Origin of the sequence: Microcystis sp. BLCC-F210, assembly GCF_042134685.1 — a bacterium.
Classification (GTDB): domain Bacteria; phylum Cyanobacteriota; class Cyanobacteriia; order Cyanobacteriales; family Microcystaceae; genus Microcystis; species Microcystis aeruginosa_D.
In genome coordinates this window covers 145,659-168,187 of record NZ_CP169647.1, presented here as the reverse complement: position 1 = coordinate 168,187, position 22,529 = coordinate 145,659, and the positions used below count along the sequence as shown (strand labels likewise).

24 protein-coding genes and 1 pseudogene are annotated in these 22,529 nt (G+C 42.2%); 13 read left to right on the top strand and 12 right to left on the bottom strand.

The features are described 5' to 3' along the window. Positions 1–43 precede the first annotated feature (43 nt). Together ACE3JL_RS00855 and ACE3JL_RS00850 are read left to right on the top strand one after the other, a co-directional pair. On the top strand, positions 44–538 hold the full coding sequence (locus ACE3JL_RS00855; protein ID WP_271990846.1) for a J domain-containing protein: 495 nt from the start codon (positions 44–46) through the stop codon (positions 536–538). Between the two features lie 5 nt (positions 539–543). Then, positions 544–816, top strand: coding sequence for a DUF3143 domain-containing protein (locus ACE3JL_RS00850; RefSeq protein ID WP_271990844.1), 273 nt, complete (start codon positions 544–546; stop codon positions 814–816). A gap of 70 nt (positions 817–886) precedes the next feature. Here ACE3JL_RS00850 and arsS read toward each other — a convergent pair whose 3' ends face one another. Further along, entirely contained in the window at positions 887–1,864 is a 978-nt protein-coding gene (arsS, locus tag ACE3JL_RS00845; protein ID WP_271990842.1) for an arsenosugar biosynthesis radical SAM (seleno)protein ArsS, read from the bottom strand. A 204-nt stretch (positions 1,865–2,068) separates the two neighbouring features. Further along, a complete protein-coding gene (arsM, locus tag ACE3JL_RS00840) occupies positions 2,069–3,037 on the bottom strand; it encodes an arsenosugar biosynthesis arsenite methyltransferase ArsM (RefSeq protein ID WP_375328635.1) in 969 nt (322 codons plus the stop codon). A 513-nt stretch (positions 3,038–3,550) separates the two neighbouring features. Here arsM and ACE3JL_RS00835 point away from each other — a divergent pair. Together ACE3JL_RS00835 and ACE3JL_RS00830 are read left to right on the top strand one after the other, a co-directional pair. Further along, entirely contained in the window at positions 3,551–3,784 is a 234-nt protein-coding gene (locus tag ACE3JL_RS00835) for a hypothetical protein (RefSeq protein ID WP_002792890.1), read from the top strand. Positions 3,785–3,834: 50 nt separating this feature from the next. Then, positions 3,835–4,073, top strand: a pseudogene (locus ACE3JL_RS00830) (Txe/YoeB family addiction module toxin). On the opposite strand, the gene ACE3JL_RS00825 reads toward ACE3JL_RS00830, so the two are convergent. Next, entirely contained in the window at positions 4,054–5,277 is a 1,224-nt protein-coding gene (locus ACE3JL_RS00825; RefSeq protein WP_375328634.1) for an ABC transporter substrate-binding protein, read from the bottom strand. The pseudogene ACE3JL_RS00830 and the gene ACE3JL_RS00825 sit on opposite strands and share 20 nt — an antisense overlap. A gap of 274 nt (positions 5,278–5,551) precedes the next feature. On the opposite strand from ACE3JL_RS00825, the gene ACE3JL_RS00820 reads away from it, so the two are divergent. The 4 genes from ACE3JL_RS00820 to ACE3JL_RS00805 all read left to right on the top strand — a co-directional run bounded on the left by ACE3JL_RS00820 (position 5,552) and on the right by ACE3JL_RS00805 (position 8,580). After that, complete coding sequence (locus ACE3JL_RS00820; protein ID WP_002742311.1) at positions 5,552–5,857, top strand: DUF6825 family protein; 306 nt, start codon at positions 5,552–5,554, stop codon at positions 5,855–5,857. Positions 5,858–5,947: 90 nt separating this feature from the next. Beyond that, positions 5,948–7,636, top strand: coding sequence for an AarF/UbiB family protein (locus tag ACE3JL_RS00815; protein ID WP_375329563.1), 1,689 nt, complete (start codon positions 5,948–5,950; stop codon positions 7,634–7,636). 44 nt (positions 7,637–7,680) lie between these two features. Continuing rightward, complete coding sequence (locus ACE3JL_RS00810; RefSeq protein ID WP_271990833.1) at positions 7,681–8,403, top strand: Stp1/IreP family PP2C-type Ser/Thr phosphatase; 723 nt, start codon at positions 7,681–7,683, stop codon at positions 8,401–8,403. A gap of 30 nt (positions 8,404–8,433) precedes the next feature. Further along, on the top strand, positions 8,434–8,580 hold the full coding sequence (locus tag ACE3JL_RS00805) for a hypothetical protein (RefSeq protein ID WP_375328633.1): 147 nt from the start codon (positions 8,434–8,436) through the stop codon (positions 8,578–8,580). A 162-nt stretch (positions 8,581–8,742) separates the two neighbouring features. On the opposite strand, the gene ACE3JL_RS00800 is transcribed toward ACE3JL_RS00805, so the two are convergent. Together ACE3JL_RS00800 and aat are read right to left on the bottom strand one after the other, a co-directional pair. Beyond that, on the bottom strand, positions 8,743–10,116 hold the full coding sequence (locus ACE3JL_RS00800; protein WP_375328632.1) for an ankyrin repeat domain-containing protein: 1,374 nt from the start codon (positions 10,114–10,116) through the stop codon (positions 8,743–8,745). Positions 10,117–10,277: 161 nt separating this feature from the next. Beyond that, positions 10,278–10,859 (bottom strand): leucyl/phenylalanyl-tRNA--protein transferase, encoded by a 582-nt coding sequence (gene aat / locus ACE3JL_RS00795; protein WP_150977441.1) that lies wholly within the window; start codon positions 10,857–10,859, stop codon positions 10,278–10,280. A gap of 34 nt (positions 10,860–10,893) precedes the next feature. On the opposite strand from aat, the gene ACE3JL_RS00790 reads away from it, so the two are divergent. Beyond that, positions 10,894–11,235, top strand: a complete 342-nt coding sequence (locus ACE3JL_RS00790; RefSeq protein ID WP_271990828.1) for a hypothetical protein — start codon at positions 10,894–10,896, stop codon at positions 11,233–11,235. Between the two features lie 14 nt (positions 11,236–11,249). Here the strand turns inward: ACE3JL_RS00790 and ACE3JL_RS00785 are convergent, their stop codons facing one another. Further along, positions 11,250–12,851 carry a glycosyltransferase family 39 protein gene (locus tag ACE3JL_RS00785; protein ID WP_375328631.1) on the bottom strand — a complete coding sequence of 534 codons (1,602 nt, stop codon included), beginning with the start codon at positions 12,849–12,851 and terminating at the stop codon, positions 11,250–11,252. A 359-nt stretch (positions 12,852–13,210) separates the two neighbouring features. On the opposite strand from ACE3JL_RS00785, the gene ACE3JL_RS00780 reads away from it, so the two are divergent. The 3 genes from ACE3JL_RS00780 to ACE3JL_RS00770 all read left to right on the top strand — a co-directional run bounded on the left by ACE3JL_RS00780 (position 13,211) and on the right by ACE3JL_RS00770 (position 16,425). After that, positions 13,211–13,405, top strand: a complete 195-nt coding sequence (locus ACE3JL_RS00780; protein WP_375329562.1) for a hypothetical protein — start codon at positions 13,211–13,213, stop codon at positions 13,403–13,405. Positions 13,406–13,706: 301 nt separating this feature from the next. Beyond that, the gene (gene nadA, locus ACE3JL_RS00775; RefSeq protein ID WP_271990325.1) at positions 13,707–14,666 is read left to right on the top strand and encodes a quinolinate synthase NadA; all 960 of its coding nucleotides are present in this window, start codon (positions 13,707–13,709) and stop codon (positions 14,664–14,666) included. Positions 14,667–15,231: 565 nt separating this feature from the next. Continuing rightward, entirely contained in the window at positions 15,232–16,425 is a 1,194-nt protein-coding gene (locus ACE3JL_RS00770; RefSeq protein ID WP_149989937.1) for an IS4 family transposase, read from the top strand. A 1,354-nt stretch (positions 16,426–17,779) separates the two neighbouring features. Here ACE3JL_RS00770 and ACE3JL_RS00765 read toward each other — a convergent pair. The 3 genes from ACE3JL_RS00765 to ACE3JL_RS00755 form a co-directional block, all read right to left on the bottom strand. After that, entirely contained in the window at positions 17,780–18,883 is a 1,104-nt protein-coding gene (locus ACE3JL_RS00765; protein WP_271991172.1) for a T3SS effector HopA1 family protein, read from the bottom strand. A 24-nt stretch (positions 18,884–18,907) separates the two neighbouring features. Continuing rightward, positions 18,908–20,077, bottom strand: coding sequence for a phosphotransferase (locus ACE3JL_RS00760; protein ID WP_375328630.1), 1,170 nt, complete (start codon positions 20,075–20,077; stop codon positions 18,908–18,910). 205 nt (positions 20,078–20,282) lie between these two features. Next, positions 20,283–20,576 carry a DUF2887 domain-containing protein gene (locus tag ACE3JL_RS00755; protein WP_375329561.1) on the bottom strand — a complete coding sequence of 98 codons (294 nt, stop codon included), beginning with the start codon at positions 20,574–20,576 and terminating at the stop codon, positions 20,283–20,285. Between the two features lie 48 nt (positions 20,577–20,624). Between ACE3JL_RS00755 and ACE3JL_RS00750 the strand changes: the two genes are divergently transcribed. Then, positions 20,625–20,822, top strand: a complete 198-nt coding sequence (locus ACE3JL_RS00750; RefSeq protein WP_271991176.1) for a DNA-binding protein — start codon at positions 20,625–20,627, stop codon at positions 20,820–20,822. A gap of 39 nt (positions 20,823–20,861) precedes the next feature. On the opposite strand, the gene ACE3JL_RS00745 is transcribed toward ACE3JL_RS00750, so the two are convergent. The 3 genes from ACE3JL_RS00745 to ACE3JL_RS00735 form a co-directional block, all read right to left on the bottom strand. Beyond that, positions 20,862–21,056 (bottom strand): aspartate aminotransferase, encoded by a 195-nt coding sequence (locus tag ACE3JL_RS00745; protein WP_375328629.1) that lies wholly within the window; start codon positions 21,054–21,056, stop codon positions 20,862–20,864. A 9-nt stretch (positions 21,057–21,065) separates the two neighbouring features. Continuing rightward, positions 21,066–21,239: a DUF2887 domain-containing protein gene (locus ACE3JL_RS00740; protein WP_375329560.1), complete on the bottom strand. Its 174-nt coding sequence runs from the start codon at positions 21,237–21,239 to the stop codon at positions 21,066–21,068. A gap of 117 nt (positions 21,240–21,356) precedes the next feature. Continuing rightward, positions 21,357–22,388, bottom strand: coding sequence for a DUF559 domain-containing protein (locus ACE3JL_RS00735; RefSeq protein ID WP_375328628.1), 1,032 nt, complete (start codon positions 22,386–22,388; stop codon positions 21,357–21,359). Positions 22,389–22,529: the final 141 nt, after the last annotated feature.

Sequence of the window (22,529 nt, the reverse complement as noted above, 5' to 3'; positions counted from 1 at the left end):
ACAGAGTTAAAATATTAAGACAATTTTTAGTGTAAAAAATCTTGTGACCTTCGAGCGCGATAATTCCCCAACCACCCCGCGAGTCATTGCCGCTAACTCGCGCTTTGCCAATACCTATTATGCCATTCTAGGACTACATCCGAGCGCCTCGGTGATCGAAGTGCGACGCGCCTATCGGGAACTCAGTAAACGATACCACCCCGATACTACCGAACTCAGCCCCGAAGTGGCAACGGTTAAATTCCAGCGTCTTAACGAAGCTTATGCCACCCTGAGTAATCCCGATCGCCGTTCCCTGTATGATTTACAGATAGGTTACTCCCGCTGGAATGTCATCCAAACTATCCCGGATAGCGATGAACCCATAGCTAATCGTAGCGCCTATCTCGATCCGACCGATCGCCCCCTATCTTCGGGAGAAATTTTCGCTTTGTTTATCTTAGGACTGACCCTGCTGGGCTGCTTGTTACTGGCGGTGATTATTGCTATGCTTCGAGGAGAGAATGCCGTCACTGTAGCCCAATTATTTTTGATTTAGATGCGATGAAGATTCCCACTGCTGATACTCCCCTCTATAATCATCCCTTACCGGCGATCGAAGCATGGCTAGTTAAGTTAGGTTGTCGGAAAAATACCGAGAATGTCCACTGTTGGACTGTGGAAAAACCGACATGGAAAGCGGAAATCTGCCTTGATCTCGAAGAAATCACCGTTTGTTACTTTCGGGCAGCCAATGACGGCAGCGATATCAATCGCGCTTTTAAATACTCCCTTAGTCGTCACGATATCGAATCGGCGGTTTTTTCTGGTCCTTAATCAAGGGAGAGCTAGTCCGAGCATTTGTACTAAATTTTTCCGAGATAGGCTGTCAATTCAGTACACTTGTTCAGGTTGCAATCAAAGCTCCCCCACAACTGGAACCGCTGCCAGCAGTGCAACCGTAACAATAGGAAGCGGTTTGTACCTCTGCAATTACATCTAAACTATCCGCTTGTAATAAATCCGGCAGGGTTAGTTTTTGGCCTTGACTGGTGCAAGCAGCCAGATTCTCCATCTGATTAAAATCGCAGTCATAGATATTACCCAAATAATCGATCGAAAGCTGATTACGACACATCAAATGTTCGACAGTATCACCATTAAAATGGTCTTCGAGGAATTGAAGATAGGGTTGATAGAGTTGCTGGTGTTCCAGATGGAAACGGGTTCTTCCAACGGGTAAGTTAGTGATAGTAAACAGATTGTTAAAAGAAATATTAAAATGTTCTTGCAAGAACTTTTTGTAATCCCGTGTTAGGGATACCTGATCCGGTGTGAGAGAAAAATTCTCTGACTTAGGAATCTGGGGATTATAGACTAAATCCACAATCAAATTCGGCTCTTGAGCGTAACCAAGACGGTTCAACCATTGTAAAGCATTGATCGATCGATCATAGACTCCCAGACCGCGCATTTTATCCACATTATCGGCAAGATAACAGGGTAAAGAAGCCACCACCCGCAGTTGATGACCAGCGCAATATTCAGGAATATCAGTAAATCCTTTCTCGAAATAAATAGTTAAATTCGAGCGCACAATTACCTCTTTTCCTGCTTTTCTAGATGTTTCCACAATTGGCTTAAAACCGTAGAGCATTTCCGGAGCGCCGCCGGTCAGATCGACGATTTTAATTTGGGGAAATCTTGCGATCAGTTCGATAATTTGTTCGCACACTTCTGGACTCATTTCTTCGGTGCGACCTGGACTAGCTTCCACATGACAATGGCTACAAGCAAGGTTACATCTTTTCCCCAAATTAACTTGCAGAACCGAGATTTTTTGCTTAGTTAAAGGAGTTTTTAGTTTCTTAAAAAAAGGAATCATGGTAGAGTAATCAGTAAACGGGAAACAGTAAACGGGAAACAGTAAACGGGAAACAGTAATTAGTAATTAGTAATCAGTAAACAGTAAACGGGAAACAGTAATCAGTGACCAATAACTAATCAATGATAACTGATAACTCACATCTGATAACTGATAACTGATAACTGGTAACTGACCGATCAAACTTGTCTCGACCTTGCTTTTTTAACAGCAACCGCCCCCATTATAGTGCCAAGTGGACTCAGTGATGAGGATATCTTGGGGAGAGAAACGAGCTAAGTTGCCCGCAGTTTTATCACAGACGGCCACCGGCAATCCTTTGGCTAAAATATGCCCAGCACCATCATCAAAAATTGCCTCCGTACCAGTATAAATAGCAGTTCTACCCGTAAAAATACAAGCCCCATCTTCGGGAATAGCTACTTTAAAAGCTACGGAATCCAAACTTTCTAGTAGGAGCGGCTCGGCTAAATTATAACTCTGACAGTCCAGTAAACGATAGGGACGACGACTCCGAATTTCTACCTGACCAAAACCAGCAGCGATCAACTGTTTAATATAATCATCGTAGGTCAAGGCCCCCGATAGACACATAGCGCGCAAACGCTGATCTTCTTGCAAATGTTCGGGAATTGGACGAGTGGCGATCGGATCGCTCATCAGTAAACGTCCTCCCGGTTTTAAGACGCGAAAAGCCTCCCGTAAAGCTAACTGTAAATCGGCTGGTTTAAAGATATTAAAAAGACAATTCTGCGCCACCACATCGACGGAGGCATCCTCCACTGGCAATTCAAAGGCGGAACCATCTTTAATTTCCACAAAATCGAGACTAAACCAGGAATTTTCCAGCAGTGCTTCGCCGAGATTTCTCTGGGCTGCCCAACGCATTTCTGGCACTGGATCCACCGCAATTACCCCCCCCGGACGACGGGAAAAATAGGCGAATTGCAGTGCTTCTAAACCACCACCCACACCCACATACAACACCTTAGGAGAATTGCCCAATTCATTAACCTGCACTGTCGTGCCACAACCATAGTTCATCTCCTGCATAATGGTAGGGATTTTAAGCCCCGGTAGTTGCAAAGGACTGCTTTGAACACAACATAGCCCCACTTCAGGAGTTTGGGCTACTTCGCTGTAAAATTTGGCAGTAGCTTCCAGATAAGTCATTTTTCTCTTGGCCTCTATTGAACATCTTTAACTTTAGAGATTTTAGTACAAACTGCCCGCAAGTGTCCCTATGTAAATGTCATTATTATGGCAACATTAGGATAAAGTCCAGATCAGTCGCTAGTTGACGCATTATAAAAAAACATCGCCTAGTTGATAGCGTGTCTGATCAAGAAATTGTGATCATTTTCTGCAAATTTCACTAATAATAATCGCCAGAAATTCCAAAACTAGCTGAGAGTAAGAATTAGGGTACACGAAAACTTAAGAAGAATTTCCGAAGAAAGTGAAAACCAACCTACATTTTTCTTCTCTGATACCAAGGTTCCACATTGGCACGAGAAAGGGGAGGATATCCCTCCCTTCCCTGATCGGTTACACAAAAGCTAGAACCTCTGGAAGTGCGTTGCAAGGGTATCCCTTGCAGCGAGGTAAGACTATACAGAAACGAGAAGAGCCAAGTTATCATTGAAACTGCCATAATTAATAAAATCTCAAGAATAGTAAAAGTCTATGAATGCACTGAAATACCAAACAATCATCAAAAATGGTCAACTTAGTTTACCTCCCCTCGACTTACCAGAAGGAACAGTGGTCGAAGCGATTTTATTGATTAAAGAAGCTGCTGAAATGGATGAAACCGACTATCTGCTTTCCACAGAAGCTAACCGTCAACATCTCCAAGAGGCAATAGAATCTCTGAAAAATCCTGATAGTTATATTTATGTAGATGCTGCTAACTTATGAGGAAAGTCGCCTTTCTAACCCGAAGTTTTGATGAGTTTAACCAATAAGCGATCGCAGACAAAAAAGTTTACGCTGAGAGCCTTTTTCTGGATTAGGAAAACCAGAAGCATTAAAACATGAACTATCAGGATTATGGTCACGACGCATTACAAAAGAACATCGCCTAGTTTATAGCGTGTCTGATTATGACACAAAAGCTAGAACCTCTGGAAGTGCGTTGCAAGGGATACCCTTGCAACGAGATAGAAATGAGAAGAACCCTTTACTGATTAATTTTTCACAAAAGTAAATTTACCATTTTTACCATCGGCATCCATTTTAATTTGTGCCACGGAGAATTTATCCTGAATGATTTCCCCTTCGGGAGTAAAAGCAATATCTCCCAGGACAGTCACATACTTACCCGCTAAAATTTCCTGATTTAATTGTTGGCGAATTTGTTCGAGGGAAAGTGTACTGAGTTTATTTTTATCATCTACCCGTTTTAGGGCCTCGACAAAAACTTGAATTCCCGTAAAAGCTTGAGCAGTAAATTGGGGCGGTGCTTTTTTATTTTCTGCTGTATAATCGGCGACAAAATCCCGATTAATAGGATTATCTAATTCCGGGTTATAAGCTTGAGCGATGAGAATACCATCACATTGAGCTTGACAAACCGGGAAAATATTAGAAGTATTTAAACCATTGCCCCCAATAATTAACCCCTGATAGCCTAATTGTCGCAACTGTTTGACCAAATTGCCCCCGTCAGCAACCAAACCAGAAATAATCACTAAATCCGGTTTAATATTGATAGCGGCGGTGGCTTGGTTTTGAAAATCTGTATCGGTGGTTTGGAATTTCTGCACGGTGACAATATCAAGATTTAAACTTTTTAGGGTTTCTTGAAAAGTTTCTGTTTCCGATTTACTAAAAGCATCATTTTGGGCAAAAAAGACAGCCACTTTTTTAATCTTGGGATCGATTTTTAAAGCGGTTTTAACTGCATTGGGAGCGACCACAGCCACAGGAGCGGACACCCTACCCACATATTCACCGATCTGGGGAATACCTTTAGCCGTGTTAGACGGGCTGAGAATGGGAACTTTAGCTCGATCGGCGATCGGACTAGCGGCAAAAGCTTGCTGGGACAGAGACGGACCAAGAATACCCACCACCTTATCTTGAGTGATTAGGGTATTAATGGCGTTGATCGCCCCCTGTTCATCCCCGGCCACATCCTGGATAATAACTTTAATCGGTGTTCCATTGACTCCGCCCTTTTTATTAAAATATGTTTCAGCCATCTTGACACCGATCACCTGTTCCTGTCCCAATAGGGCGAGATTGCTGGTTTGAGCTAAAGCTGCACCAATAGGAATAGCAGCAGTGGCGGCGTTTTCTGCGGGACTGGGGTTAGTTTGACTGGTGGGAGTCCCGGAATTACAGGCCACCACTAGACCAAAAGTGACTAGGGATAGTATTAAGGGGATTAATAAACGTTTTCTGAGCATCTTAACTCTCCGGGGACTGAGTATTGTTGATGACACTATTATTTCGCTAATCGGGTTGATTTCAGCGATAATCCTCGACGTGATCGAACAGGATTTTGCTCCCTTAGCGCCTTTTGTTTCTCCTGATTTTGTCGATCAACCTCCCCGTCTCACCTCCCTTTTCAGAAAAACGATTTGCCTTTTCTGGTTCTGTCGCCTAACCTAGTAGTTAGGGAATTTATTATCGCCTTTCCCGTCCACAAACCCCAGCAAGCGAAAACATCCATTTAAGATTATGACTAACCCCGTTATTCACGCCTTTTTCCTCGGACGAGCGATCGCTGAAGTGGTCAGTGAACAGCTAGAAGATGCGTTTACCAACGCTTTAAGCGAATTAGGCAAATTTGATGCCGAACAACGGGAAAACCTGCGGCAATTCGTCGAAGAAGTGCAAATGAGAGCCGATCGAGCCATGGAAAAGGGAGTATATACTGGTACAGACTCCAGTGGTTCCTCCAGTGCCGATGTGCAGGAAAACATCGACGAAATGCGGGCTGAAATCGCCCAATTGCGCTCGGAACTAAAAAACTACCGAAATTAACCAAAAACCCTCTTTTAGTCGCTTTAAAGCCCCAAAAATTGCGTGTCAGCCCTTCTACCCGTCCCCGTTACCCTAGAGTTAAACCCAGCAATGCCGGCCCTCCAAGTCGCCAAAAATAGCTATCGTTGGAATCAAGAAAACTATTCCATCAATCGTCGTCGTCTAGATATTTGGCGATTCGTTCTGACTGTACTTTATCAATTCTGGCTCAACGGTAAAAAATGGAGCTATAACGGCAGCTATAGCGAGGAAAAACTCGCCAGCAGACGCAGAAAACAAGCCGCTTGGATTCGGGAAACCATGCTAGAATTGGGACCGACTTTTATTAAAGTCGGTCAACTGTTCTCCACCCGGGCCGATCTTTTTCCCCTCGAATATGTGGAAGAACTCTCGAAACTACAGGATCAGGTTCCCGCATTTACCTACGAACAGGCCAGCAAAATTATCGAGGTATCCCTCGGTAAACCCCTCAATCAACTCTTTAAAAGCTTTGATCCTATTCCCCTGGCAGCCGCTAGTTTAGGACAAGTTCACCGGGCCCAACTGAAGACCGGGGAAGATGTGGTGGTCAAAGTCCAAAGGCCCGGATTAAAAAAATTATTTAGTATCGATCTGACCATCCTAAAAAAAATCGCCCAATACTTCCAAAATCATCCAAAATGGGGTAAAGGTCGCGATTGGACGGGTATTTATGAAGAATGCTGTAAAATCCTCTGGGAAGAAACCGATTATCTCAACGAAGGTCGTAACGCTGACACTTTTCGCCGTAATTTTCGCGGGGAAGATTGGGTGAAAGTACCGAAAGTCTATTGGCGCTACACCGCTCCCCAGGTTTTAACCCTAGAATACCTCCCCGGCATCAAAATCAGTCATTATGAGGCCCTAGAAGCGGCCGGACTCGATCGCAAATTGTTGGCTAAACTAGGGGCAAAAGCTTATCTAATTCAACTACTCAATAACGGCTTTTTTCACGCAGATCCTCACCCCGGGAATATTGCCGTTGATAGTGACGGCTCCTTAATTTTCTACGATTTCGGCATGATGGGACAAATTAAAACCAACGTGCGCGAAAAATTAATGCAAACTCTCTTGGGAATTGCCCAAAAAGATGCCGATCGCGTGGTCACTTCTCTGGTGGATTTAGGAGCATTAACTGCTAATGGTGATATGGGAGCAGTGCGGCGATCGATCCAGTATATGCTCGATAACTTCATGGATAAACCCTTTGAGGAGCAATCCGTAGCCTCTATCAGCGATGATCTCTATGAAATCGCCTACGATCAGCCTTTTCGCTTTCCCGCTACCTTCACCTTCGTCATGCGAGCATTTTCTACCCTAGAAGGGGTAGGCAAAGGACTCGATCCCGAATTTAACTTTATGGAAGTGGCCCAACCTTTTGCCCTGCAATTAGTAAATGATATGACAGGAAATAATGGCAGTAATATCCTCGATGAGTTAGGACGACAAGCAGCCCAAGTGAGCAGCACCGCCCTGAGTTTACCCCGACGCATCGATGATACGATCGAAAAATTAGAACGGGGTGATATCCGTGTCCGGGTACGTTCCAGCGAATCCGATCGACTTTTGCGGCGATTGGGTATGATTCAAATGGGAACCAACTACACTTTACTGATCAGTGCTTTGCTTATCTCAGCGACGCTTCTATTCGTCAGTGGTTTTGGTTGGTTAACTTTATTACCAATGGCGATTTCGCTGCTGCCGGGGATAGCTCTTGTGAGACTCTGGCGAAAAATTGAACGTCAGGATCGCATGATGTAATCGATTGCGGGATAATAAATATTGTGTTAGCAGCAGAAATTTCGATGAACAATCTTTCTTTTGGAGGAATGACTGATCGTGGTGTAGTACGATCAGTTAATCAGGATAGTTATTATATCGACCCCGAGCGGCGCTTTTTTATCGTTGCTGATGGTATGGGGGGTCATGCGGGGGGCCAGGAAGCTAGTCAAATCGCCACTGAAACTATCCAAGCTCATCTAGAAGAACACTGGAGTTCACCCCTGACTGCTGGGGAATTGCTACAGGAGGCAATTACCGTCGCTAACGAGAAGATTATCGAAGATCAACTGAAACATCCCGAAAGACAGGACATGGGGACAACCCTAGTCATGGCTATCTTCCGAGATGATGGCTCTTGGTACACCCATATTGGTGATTCCCGTCTCTATCGCTTTCGTGAGCAAAAATTAGAACAGGTGACGGAAGATCATACTTGGATAGCTAGGGCGATAAAAATGGGGGATCTGTCCAAAGAAGAGGCGAAAAACCACCCTTGGCGGCACGTTTTATTTCAATGTCTTGGTCGTCGCGATTTGCCACCAGTAACGGTATCTCCCCTCGATCTGCAATCCGGCGATAGTTTAATTCTCTGTAGTGATGGTTTGACGGAAGAAGTGTCCGACGAGGAAATTAGCGATTATTTGCAAACTGGTGCCGATTGTCAGGAAATTGTCGAGAATTTAGTGGCAGCGGCCAAAAAAGCCGGCGGTTCTGATAATATCACCGTGGTCATGGTCAGCTGTTGACTATCTAGGGTTTGCGGCAAAAAGTTTCTCGTGGGGAAGTGGGGAAGTGGGGAAGTGGGGAAGTGGGGAAGTGGGGAAGTGGGGAAGTGGGGAAGTGGGGAAGTGGGGGAATTTCAACTAACACCCTATCACCCTAAAACCCCAACACCCTATCACCCTAACACCCTAAAACCCTAACACCCTAAAACCCTAACACCCTAAAACCCTAACACCCTATCACCCTAACACCCTAAAACCCTATCACCCTAAAACCCTAAAACCCTAACACCCTAACACCCTATCACCCTAACACCCTAACACCCTATCTCCTGCCGATCGCCGATCGCTAAACTTGCACTCCTACTCGATCGCTCCTGCTTGTTGTAATAAAGAAACGATCGCCTGATGGTGATTAAATTTAGCTAACATTAAAGCGGTCATTCCCCCTTGATTTTTCTGATTTAAGTTCACCTTTCCCCCGTCTAACAAAACTTTAACCGTGTCGAGACAACCGTGATAACTGGCCCACATTAAAGGGGAAGCACCGCTAAAATCGAGTTTATTGACATCAGCACCGATATCGATTAGCCAGCGCACCAATTGACTATTATTGCCCTCACAAGCTTTCATGAGGACAGTTTTACCATCGGGATAAACGGCGTTGGCATTAGCCCCGTATTCGAGGAGATAACGGCAGATTTTCGTAAATTGGCGCTGTAAAGCTAAAGTTAATGGTGTTTCTCCTTGCTGAGTTAGGTTAGGGTCGGCTCCCTGTTTTAACAATTCTAAAACGATCGCTTCGTATCCCTGCATCGTAGCGATAAGCAAGGGTGTATCACCAAAATGGTTACGGTGATTGACAAAAGCACCAGCTTGTAGTAGGGCCTGGACGATCTCTAAATGTCCTTCGATCGTCCCTAAATGCAGGGCCGTTTCCCCAACCTGATTTTGATTGTCAACACTGGCCGCCTGAGCGAGTAAAAGTCGGACAATATCGAAATATCCTTCAGCAGCAGCGAGCATCAGGGCAGTTTCTCCCTCCTCCGTGCTGATATTCGGATTTGCTCCCGCTTGCAGTAAAGTTTGTACGCTGCCGAGATTTCCCCTCTCTACAGCCAAAATTAGGGGAGTTTCCCCGGATAAAGTGGGAGAATCGAGGGGCATACCACGGTTAATAAACAATTGGAGGATTTCTGGACGATTAGCGTTGAGAGCCTCTAACCAAGCTTCTTGACGGATTTCTTCATCTACACCACGATCGAGCAGTAAATGGACAATTATGGCGTAATTTTGGCTAATCGCTACAGACAAAGCCGTATCTCCATCCCGATCGCGCATATTGACCCGAGCGCCGGCGGTTAATAACTGTTCTGCGATCGCTGTATGACCCTTATAAATGGCGATCATTAGTGCAGGTGTACCATCTTGATTGACCTGATTGACATTAGCACCGGCGGCGATTAATTGAGCGAGGATTTCACTGTGATGGAGGGCAGCTGCTAACATGAGAGGGGTTAAACCTTGAGGTTGTTTACTTTTGTTGATATCAGCCCCAAATTCTCGCAAAATTGCCACAATTTCCCGATGACCCCCCTGCACGGCATAGATTAAAGCTGTCGTATTTTGGCCATCAGTGGCGTTGACATTTGCCCCCTGACTCAGTAAAGCTTGAACCCGCGCCAGATTGCCCTGACGCGCCGCTTGTATTAACAAGATATCCCAATTAGAAGCCATTAACAGTAACCGATCGGCAGAAAGTATTTTTTCTATTATCGATCTTTATAGACAGGTAAACGGACAGAAAAGCTACTACCATGTTCTAATTCTGAAGTGACGGCAATAGTTCCCCCATGAGCATCGATAATCGGACCGGAGAGATAAAGTCCTAACTCTACTTATACAAAACGGCAATGCTTGAGCAGAGCGCTTTCTAGTCGAGAATGATATTCTTTTTCGGAGATAGTATAGGTTCCAAATCTAGCCAGATGGGGATTTTGCATTTGGGCATCAAATAGACAAAAATTCCGTTCTCTGAGGTGTTCAACTAACTTTACCATGGCTACTTTAGAACCATCGGGAATTTGATAAAACATCGATTCTCCGATAAAAACCCCGCGAATTGCTAAACCTAAAATCCCCCCCGCTAATTGATCCCCTTGCCAAGTCTCGAAACTGTAGGCCCAACCGGCTTGGTGTAATTGCTGATAGATTTGGATTAACTCCGGGGAAATCCAAGTCAGCGAGCGATCGGCACAACCGGCACAAACCCCAGCAAAATCCCGGTTAATAGCCACGCTAAAGCGATTTTGATTCAAAACTCGTTTTAGGGACTTGGGATACCTAAAACGCCGATCAAGGGGGATAAGAGCGCGATTTCTACTAGAATACCAATCCAATCGCCCCCCCTCATCGGCCATGAGAAAATAACCGCGTGCGTATCCTTGTATAATAGAGGCGATATCCACGACTCCCCCCAAGAATTCAGTCTCGTAGCCGGATCATCCTCTAATTATGCCTGACAATCCCGCACCAATTCCACCTATTACTTTACCACCGATCGAAAATCCCCAACGGGAACAAACTTGGCTACGCACTGCTTTACATCGTTGGTTAGATGCAGAATTTATTCCCGAAGCTATTAATGAAACTATCGCTGAACGCGCTAGTCAGATTTTTCTGCGTCAGCGTTTGGAAGGAGAAAACGATCTCGGTTGCCTAGTAATTGCGATCGTTACCGAGATGCAAGCTTTTGATTTCCGCGAAAGTTTTTATAGTGAATTTGCCATCGCTAACGCTGTTAGTGATTTAATTTTAGATAGTTTAGGAATCGATCGCTGTTGTGGACAAAGTTAGACAGTTTTCCTCCGCTATTCGAGTTTAATTTCTATTAGCTGCTCTGCTAATTTTTCTGTACGAATTGGGTACTGCTCATTTAAAAAGTTAACAAAATCTTCTTCGGGATGTGCCACGACGATATTACTGTAGTTTTGGGCTAATTCCTTGAGATTGAGTTTTTGCCGCCAGGATTCCACATCGCTATCCTGAAATAATTGAAACTTAACTCGATCGTTCACTAAATAGGATAATGCCAAAAAGAAACTAGGGGTATTATCGCTGATAACTATCGGCTTGGTCATGGAGTTTAAAACAGGGGCGATTTCTAGATTAGCTCCACTGCCTGTACCTCGTTGATCGTCTAAACCCGCATCAGGAGTTAAACCCAGAAATACACCAGATACTATACCTAGTAGCAGGAAAATTAGCAAGATTTGTTGTCCTAAATAGTGCAGCCAATTTTTTGGCGACTTTGAGCCGATACAACTGGCAATCAGGTAGGATATAGCCATCTGTATTCCCAAAAAAACCGGTAGATAATATCTTGCCTGTAGGGAGCGGATCGATGGTTTTAATAAATCAGGTACAATTTGAAACAGTGTCGGAACAACAATCAAAGTTATGAGGAATAACCAAACTTTCGGCGATGCGTATCGGATCAGATGGTAAAGAGAATAAACCACTAACAATAATATTAATAGATGAAAAGCCGATTCTAATCTTCCTTTGCGGTGAAAGAAATCCACAAATACATGACCAGTATGACGAAATAAGGTTTGAGATATTTGGATGATATTACTCTTAAACTGTCGATAGTATTGGGTGTTGCCATCAATTTTGTCTAGGTTGGTAAAAATCACGAATAGCCAAGGGCTAAATAAAACTAAGCTGCCAACGGCTGCCAATACATAGCTAACAACTGTTCTTGTAATTTTCAATCTTTCTAGAAGAATCACATATAAAGCTTGGGCGATGGCGACGGGAGCAGAAAATAAATGAGTATAAAAAGTCAAGGCTAAACTCAGGCTATACCAGAGCCAACTTTTAAGCGTATTTTTACGGATTGCTCGTAAAAGGGCAATTCCTGATAAAAGAATTGTCACTGTCCAGCAACTATACTGGGTAGTATTTTGAGCCACAAGCATCTGAAAGGGAGAAACAGCGAATAAAGCGATTGTAATCCAGGCCGTTAGCGAAGAATTGAACAATTCTAGGGATAGCCAATAAAGGCAGGGAATGGCTAGGATGCTTAAGAAAATCGAGAAAGTTCTGGCGGAATGTTCGATGGGGATTAACTGCATCCAGAAGCGCGCTGACAAATGGTATAGGGGAGGATGTTCTGGATTTCTCATCAGAGAGCGCAAGGCATCGGATAGAGAGCGTTCGGAATGAGGATGTTGACAATATTGTAGGTCTTTCCGACCAATAATTTGACCGTTGAAAGCCTGCTCCTGCAGCTCTTGAGTCGTGTATCCCGAAAAACGTTTAATACTTCTAACTTCATCGGCACTATAGACTTTTTGCTCTAAATTGAAAAATCTTAGGCTAATTCCGATTAATAAAATAGCAATAATCAAAAACTTGCCGAAATTAGCGGCTGATTGATAGGGTAAATATTTTTTTGGGTCTATCATAAGTTTATTTGTCCGTAGGTCATCAATCGACAAGAATTAGCGGTGGTTAACTTGGAGAAAATTAATCCAAGGCAATCTCCAAGGGAGCCGCTTCGCAGTGTGCCAACTAACCTACTTAAAATCATAATTGGGCTCTTCTAGGTTCTGTGTGATAAGTTTAACTTACATAGGGTCTGCTGAAAAAATACGGGCGAAGCATTCGGATAGAAAATCTACGGTTTCACCGATAGGTTATTGTCCGAATGCTTCGCCCCTACAGAACGCAGGCCGATGAAGACGCAAGGTTTTGAACGACGATTCTCTCAAAATCTTGCACCTGTGAGAGCAAAACAGAACCCTAAAACCCTTACCTCGTCTATATTTCACATTTATTCAGCAAGCCCTACATAGGCTCGCTCGATCTTTGTGTCCTCTGTGTCTCTGTGGTTCCTTTTACTCCCTCGCCAGCAGGACTGTATCTTAGAATACATTTTACCCACCAAGCCTGGGAGAGCCATAATTGCTTCGTTTTTGTAGGGATGCCAAGGCACAGAGAAGATGACTGCCCAAAATAGTCCCTCACTCCCCGCTTAGTCGGCTAAAAGCCTTGTACACAGAGCAGTTAGCCTCATTTATCGAAGCTCCCTAAGTTTAAAATAAGCGAACGGTGAGTCTGACTGTGTTTGTGACGTAATTGAGCGGATCCTTGTTACCCAACACTTGACTAAACAAGGATCTTAACCTTTTTTGCCCACCTTACCTCTTCAGTTTAAGCGAACGGTGAGTGCTGAATGTGGATTCTAATTTTTTCAAAAAAATTTGCTATCATATGAGAATCTCATTTAGTATTTGGTAAAAATAACCATAAGTGCCACCGTGTTCACAACTGTTCAACCTGCAAATCGATCGAGCTTACCTGATGACCTATTTACAGCGATTAAAAAGCTTAAACGGGAATTAAACGCCGTTATTCTGGCTCACTACTATCAAAATTCTGACATACAGGATACAGCTGATTATGTTGGTGATTCTCTAGGTTTATCCCAACAGGCTGCCCAAACGCCAGCAGATGTGATCGTATTTGCGGGGGTTCACTTCATGGCAGAAACAGCTAAAATCTTAAATCCAGATAAGTTGGTATTGCTGCCGGATTTAGATGCAGGATGTTCTTTAGCAGATAGTTGTCATCCTGAAGATTTTGCTCGTTTTAAAGCCCAATATCCCGATCATATGGTGATTTCCTATATTAATTGCAGTGCAGAAATTAAGGCCATGAGTGATATTATCTGCACCAGTTCCAATGCAGTCAAAATAGTTAATCAAATCCCTGCTCATCAACAGATTATCTTTGCTCCTGATCGCAATTTAGGCCGTTACGTCAGTCAGCAAACTGGTAGAGATTTAGTTCTCTGGCAGGGTAGTTGTATTGTCCATGAAACTTTTTCTGAGCGCAAGATAATAGAATTAAAAGTTGCTCATCCAGAAGCAAAAATTATCGCCCATCCTGAGTGTGAATCATCGGTTTTACGCCATGCCGATTATATTGGTTCTACGACGGCACTGTTAAATTATTCCCTGAAAAGTTCCGAAAAAACCTTTATTGTCGCCACAGAACCGGGGATTATTCACCAGATGCAAAAATCCGCCCCAGAAAAACTATTTATCCCCGCACCGGCTTTAAATAACTGTGCTTGTAATGAGTGTCCCTACATGAGACTGAACACTCTCGAAAAATTGTATCTCTGTATGCGATATAAAACTCCAGAAATTACTATTGCCGAAGATTTAAGAGTTAAGGCACTGTTGCCGATTCAAAAAATGTTAGAAATGTCTTAATCAGTTATCAGTTACAGCGTTTATCATTTAGTTGAGGTACATAAATCTGGGTTTAGGCAGAAGGCAGTCCCGATGCTAAAGTTGGCACTGCCAAGCATGAAAACATCATAGCCTCCAATTAAAGCTAAGGCAAAAAGGTTGTTCTTTCAATAGAGCTTTCTAGCCTGAGAGTCAGTTGAACCATTATACCCAGAGGCATCGCCCATTGTCGCTACCACCGAACGGGTGAAGGGTGTGGACTTCGGCCGTGAAATCAGCGTTCGTCCGAACGTCCGAAACGTCCGAAGTCTCACACCGAGGTCTGAACGGGTGTCGGGTTTTACCGATTTTGAGGTAGTCAGTTACCTAATTTTCGGCTCTTCGTTACTTGTTATGGTTCGATAGGACGGCATAAATAGCCTAAATTCTTATCTGGCAAGAGATTTAATTGATTAGTTCGCTCTGGATCAAAAACAATTGACTTCAAGGGGTGACAGAGGGGCTACAAGCTAGATAGAGCGGGGGGTCTAGCCAAACGACCCCCTAAAGAAATAGAGTGGTTAGGACAACCACTCAAAATTTTAAAATGTTACCTTCATTCTATCAGGCTTGTTTACAGGCGAACCTTAGCGAGGCGAGCTATTTGACCTTACAGCTCCTAATCCTGCTCTTACAAAGTCATCGGATAGTCCAACTAGAGAAACTGGCCGCTCTTTTCCCGCAACCGATAACCTTTGAAAGTAGAAGACGGAATTTGCAGAGATTTCTTAAGCTCCCGCAACTAAACGTGAAACTCTTGTGGTTTCCTTTGATCAAACAGATCGTCAAGCTAGAATTTAGCGGAAAAAATAAAAATCGAGAGCAAAGAAGAAGGCTCAAAAAACTGAAACACGCGGGAAGATTATTAGTCGTCATAGATAGAACCGATTGGAAGGGGAGAAATTTATTCGTCGCCAGTGTGATTTGTGGTCGGAGAGCTTTGCCCGTATATTGGGTGTTACTGAATAAAAAAGGAAGTAGCGCTCTCGGGGAACAGAAAAAATTCCTCAAGCCAGTCTTAGGGTTGTTGAAACCCTATCCGCTCGTCGTAATGGGAGACCGTGAATTTCAGTCAGCGCAATTAGGGAAGTGGCTTGACGACAGAGGTGTAGCTTTTATCTTCCGTCAAAAGAAAAGTACCTACACGCGATTGAAAGATGGAGAAAACTATCAAGCCCTTTCCGAGTTAGAACCGAACCGGGGCGAGCGAAACTTCTTTCGGGGAGTGACCCACACGAAAAGCCATGAGATCGAGGGGTTCAACCTAGCAACTTATTGGAAAAGAGGTTATCGAACTAAAGGGTCTAAAGAGCCTTGGTATTTATTGACCAACCTAGAATCTTTAGAGATAACTCTCAAGTTATATAAATCTCGATTCGGGATTGAAGCGATGTTCAAAGATTGTAAAACGGGAGGATATAATCTTGAAAAAACGAAAGTGAGCGAGCCTCGCTTTCTCGCCTTAATTTTATTAATCGCTATCGCTTACTCTTTGAATACAACCCGTGGTCAAAATCTCAAGAAATCGGGAACTCGCGATTATATTTGTCGCTCCAAAGAAGCGAAACGCGGTCCGGAAAGACATAGCGATTTTTGGATAGGTACTTATGGGAGCTTCTGGATCGAGTCGATGGACGCGTACTCGGAACTCGCCTTTTCTTTGATCCGCCTCAAGCCAGGAAAACACCCCGATTTTTCTAGGGGTCTAACGGCTATGCGCCTTATCCAGCAAGCCTTTTAGTCGCCTTGTCACCCCTTGAAACAATTGACAAAAATCGCCAAATGTCTTTCTCTATAAGGGTTTTATCTCTTATGCTCCCGTCCATTGCATAAGACAAACCGAAGAACCAAAACGTCTTGATAAACTTAGACGTAGGTTGAGGCGTTACGAAACACCACAAAAGTAGGTATTCTTGGTATTGGGTTTTGTAATGCCTAAATCCAACCTATGAATTACAACCTAGTTTCTCAGAACATGAGCAATAGCAAGTCCTACCGCAACTCCAAACCAAAATAACCCACCATTGACTGAACCAAGCGTTTCCGACCCGGTCAAGTCAGTAAGGTAACTCTCAGAATCGGAGAACAAGTCTGCACCAGCAGAGCGTAACTCAGAAATAGTAATATTAGCCATTTTTGTTTCTTCTTGGAATAAGTTTTACTTTGAGGTAATTAGATTTATATTTTTTCTTTCCCTATGACTATTATTACTGGACTTCCCCCGTATAAACATACTAGCTATGGCTAAAAGTCTTACAGAGACTGAGTTCAAGCCATATAATACCAATGAACTACTGGGCACAGAATCCTGAAGTTCTTACGCAGATAGGGTTTGAGGCAAAAATTTTCAAATTTGACCTTTAGACCATTATAGCTTGTTTTGGGGCAGAAAACCAGCAAAAACATGGCTACAGAGCGCATCCCTTACTCTAGAGATTAATGACACTATCTGTCAAAATCAGGTTAGCGATCACTATACAGCCAACTCTACGGAATCGCTCTACTCCAGATACAGTCAACGGTACAGCGGCTCGACGGCTCGACTGAGCATCGCCGAACGTCTGAGCATCGCCGAACGTCCATTTTCAAGGGAAAAATGTACCCAGTAGCCTCTTTTCAATTTTTTCTTAGACGCGACCTGCAGTAAGGGTTTTGTTAATTTTCTAGTATTTATGTATGGGGGAAGTCCAGTTATTATTGCCCAACTCTCCAACAATGACAATAGGTTAAGTAACTTTAAAATTAATCTAAATGACACAATTATGTCTCAATTTTACCGACTAAACACCGTAACTTCATGTAGATTATGACCGCAAATGCCCATAATCTCCTATCAACGAGCCTTGTTTTTCAAGACATAAATAACCCAATTATAGCGGTTCTCGCATCTGTGCGGCACACTTAAACCTTTGCTGATTAAGCTGTTCAGGATCGGGAATGTACCTCTTGTGAATCAGAAACGCTATATGTTTTTTTAATATCTCTCTGCCCAGGGTTTGGGTGGTGGCAGAGCAAAAAAATAGCCCCATGACCTAATGAGGCTAAAATCTACCGATAGGCCGATTGCTCTTTGATTCCCAGATAGGCGACTAATATCAGCCTGCCAACTCTAATCCCTGATAAACATCCTCAGAATCAGCATTCAAATAAGGACGCTGCCAATCAATCCCCAACCCAGAAAACTGCTCAGAAATAGCAGTAATCCGACCCGCCGCAGAATTGTCCTCCTGTTGCCAAGCCATCAATAACCCATTGGCTATAATCTGACAGCGATTCATCCCAAAACTCTCCTCACTGCCAAACTTTTTGTCCGGTTCTTCCGCCAACCCCAAACCCGGTGCTAACTCCAGAGTAAACAAAGGTATTTCTGGCTTAAACACAGACTGATTTTCTTGATAAACATGAGCCACAACCTGCCTAACCAACTCATAATCTGTTTTGCCAAAATAAAGCACCCCAGCATCATATCGTTGATAATCAACTGGATTATATAAAGCCTTAAAACTAAAAGGAATCCCCCTCTCATTTAACCTTTCAGTCAACCCAGTCATCACAGCCACTGCGCCTTCGGGAGTAACATTAAAATAGAGCCGCACCATAGCTTCTTCTCTCTGTAAACCGGCATTACCCACCGCCATATAAAAGCCATTTTGTACAAAATTCTTAGGCATCAAAATTGACACAACACCCCCCACTGCTGCCGCTTGCTCAGACCCTTGAAGATGCTTTTTCCGTTGGATATGCAGTCGCAAACCTCCCTTAGTCACAGCCAAACTGCCATCGGTTTCCTCTTTCAAAATTGACCAACCCGAATCAAAATATCCCTTCCCCTTGTTCGCTTCTTCCAACTGTAAATAAAAGTTCATAGCTACGCCAGCAAAACTATTATTCTCCAAATCTAATTGCTGACCCTTATTCTCAGAACCTAATGCTTGCGATGCTTGCATCGACCCATTATAATAAATGCCATAAAGAAAACTCCTCAACTGTAAGCTCATATATTTATCCTGTATTTCCTTCGGTAAAGCCTGAATCCGAGACAACATCTCAGCAGGCATTTCCCAGGGTTGATAGTTAGGATGACGAATCGAAAAATCAGCGGAAATTTCGAGATTTTCAACAATATCTAACAAAACTTCCTTTAACCGACCTCTAACCTCAGGGGCTAAATGATGGAATTGAGAATTAAGTAATGACATAATTTTTCAAGATACTCAACGATATTAAGCTTGGCCAACAACAGAAGAATTCATCTGATTTAACTGATTAGCAGTAGCCCCAAAAATCGTGGACATTGATGATTCAGGACGACATAACAAAGCCTTGGCTACCTGAAGCATAGCAATTCCAGTATTATTAAAGATTTTTTGATACTGAACCATGGCCAAAATTGCAATAATTAAAGAAAAACCGGCCAACTGGACTACTTGCTTTAAGAAATCAGGACGATATTCTAAGATTTCTGGGAAAGTTTCTAAATAAGCTAAAGTTAACCCACCGATAGATGGCTGCAGTAATTCTAGGGGAGTAGTGGCTAGTCGCAGAGATTCTTCAATACTGAGAGAATTACTAATCACCAAGCTACCCAACCAAATTTGTAGATAACTAGCGATTGCCATTCCCAAATCAAATGCTGGATCTCCCCAATCAGACCTTTCCCAATCAATCAACCGGATCACATTTCCATTAATATCTTCCCAGTTTCGATTCAGAAGAATATTATTCAGCTTGATGTCATTGTGAGTCAGACAAATAGGAGCAATAGTTTCACTGGCTCGATGAACTGCTTCTCCTAAGCTATCATATCGTTGATAAAGTGCAAAAAATTTCAATCCATCCATCGGAGCCATGCCAAAAATTTCAGGACCGATCCTTTCCAAACTCTCTAATAATAGCGGAGATACTTTCGGTTTTTCAGCAAACTCTTCTTTGACAAAAAACTCCCGATAAATACTCTGATTCCAAGTATCACGGTGAATTGTCGCCAAACAACTGCCGATTTGAGTAGCAACCTGAGCCGGAAAGAGATTCTCTTTAGAATAAAACTCTGCTAAATCCTGATAATTATCCAGATAGGTAGAAACTAAAATTGAGTTATCAGCATCGTGGAGCAGCAATTCTGGCATAAAACTACGCCAATGATCAATTTCAGGAAAGTTCTCTAGAAATTTGGGGATTCGCCATTCCCCAAAAAACTCACCCACTGTTTCCTTTTCTAAATTAATAAATTGTTCTTGTTTAACCAGTAACTTTCGACCTTCTGGTAAAGTTACTAATAAGTTAAAATTTTTAGCCTGAATCTGCTCTACTCCCGGATTTCTTAGAAGACGATCGCAGATTTTTTTGTCGATTAAATAGTCATAAACATTTTGAGAACTTAACACAAGTTTCATAATTACAATTATTCTCAAATATTGCTGATCTGTTTTTAAGTGGGTGGGTGGAATTAAAGATAAGATGAACTTAGATTGGACTTCGTCCTTGAGCTTTTGTCGAACGCAAAAGCTCAAGGACGAAGTCCGAACGGTTGAAGCATCAAACCCAACGCCCGCTCATGTTACGCTACCGCTAACCTATCCTCCCAATAATTGTGCCTACCTACTTATTAATTTTAATCATAATTGATGATAGCCTTATTGCCAAGCTATTCAGTGGAATTAATTGTTTTCCCTGCTCGATCGCTCTGGCGGTGGGTGCTATAATTAACTGTAACATCGATATTCCCAAGGATTCCACTTCCCTTAATTCCTCGAGATAAAAACGTAAAATCCTGCCTGAGTTGATTAACTCCCCATAACGAGCAGTCTCTAGGCTTTCCACTGAACGCCGAGGATAAATAACTACTCCCTGCCAGTTGTTGCTTAAGTCCGTTTGGTGGAGATAGAGGAAGATATCACTGAGGTTATAATGTTAAATATTTAGACTATTGAGAGGTTTTTGATGGCTTCCATTACTGTTAATATCTCAGATGAGCAGTTTCGACGATTACAACAGTTAGCTCAGAACAGCCAAGTTTCCCCTGAAGACTTACTCAGTGCCAGCATAGAAGATTGGTTGGTTGATCCTAAAAACGAATTTACTCAAGCATCAAGCTATGTACTTAAGAAAAACGCTAAACTTTATCGTCGTTTAGCATGATACGCTATCTAACATTAGTGTGATCGCTTTGAACTTTTCCTATTCCCCTTGAGTTGCTTGTCTAACCTGTTCGATATCTAATTCTAAAGCCTGTGCTATCTGTTCAAAGTTTAATCCTAATGCCAATAAACGAGGAATAGAGGCTAATTTTGCCGCTAATTTGCCTTCTTCTCTACCTTCCTCTAAAGCTTCCTGATAAACTTTAGTTTGTTTTAAATCGCTTAAACTAAACATCGCTTCTATCTACTTTCTACTGACTTGGGGGAACTTATAAACCAAGATTGTCTCTATCAATTCTAAAAGTTCTTGCTGTTGTTTGAGATTAGGTAATTCTTGTCTAATCCGTGGAATTAATTGTTTTCCTTGCTTGATCGCTCTGGCGGTTGGTGCTATGATTAATTGTAAAACCCTTATCAACAAAGTTTTACTTCAATATATGGAAGGCAATTAAACTCAGCACCAAGCATGACCCTTCCGTAATCCTACTTTAGGCTATAATTATAAGAACCATCAAATGCACCCTATTTTTAGTCTTCAAAAATCAAGGTTTATATCATAAAAATCAAAAAGTTTTTGGAAAAAATCTACCACTATAGACTCATAGTTTTCTTGCATAATTTCATAAGCTCCAAATCGATAAACTTCATAACCTAGCAATTTTAACTTTCTATCTTCAGCTACCATTTCTGCATAAAGCTGAGGCTTCGCATATTCTCCCTCAGCATAATGTTGTTTACCATCAATCTCAATAACAATTCTTTTTGATTTTGGCAATAATAATAAAAAATCCATACGTTGTCTTATCAATCTTCTCCCATTGTTATATCTTTTGAGTTCTTTGATAGTATAGGGATCATAATGTAAATAAACTTGTGGCAGTAGAGCGGGCGAATTTTCACCCCAACGACGACATAATTGCTCATTGTTATAGTAAGTGTCAAAAAATCTAGATTCTACTCCATTATTTTGCAAGGATTCTTTAAGTCGTTTGTAAAGAGAATCTGCCGCTTCTGAATTTGACCAGCTAATAATTTTTTTATACTCTTTCCACCAATCAATTAACTCTATCCATAATAATCCATGACTTTGAATCGGCTTATCATAGATCAAACAGGATTCTTTATACTTCGTAATTTCAATATCATTGCTAAGTGAATCTGAAAAAATAATTTCTGGTTTAAAAGAATTAGAGGCAAAAATAATATTTTTGATATTTTGATGTCCTAGTTTTTTGGTTAAATGAATTGTGTAGCCATTACTATCAACTTGAAAACCACTTTTTTCACAAATTCCTCTTAAAGTTTGCTTATGCTCTTCCTTAATATGATAAGTGTTGTATAAAAGTATTGATTCAATTACTTTCAGAAATTTCTGAATATCGTTTTGATTTTCCCAATCAATCTTTGAGTAGTATCCATTCAATTGCTCTAGGCGCGTAGATGCACGAGGCTCGTATTTATCAAATCCCGCCTCCGTAAACCAACTATCTATTTGATCAATATAATATCTATATTCTAAGCAAAATTGTCGAAACTCACTCTTTAATAAATCTAGAGATATATTCATAGAGACACATCAACTTTCCGAGAAATCACCGATACACACAATACCAAATTCTAGCAATTCAGCATTAGGATCAAAATCAACAGATTGGTGGGTTATGGCGAATACCCTATTAGTTGCTTAACTGTCTCATTTGTCATCGCC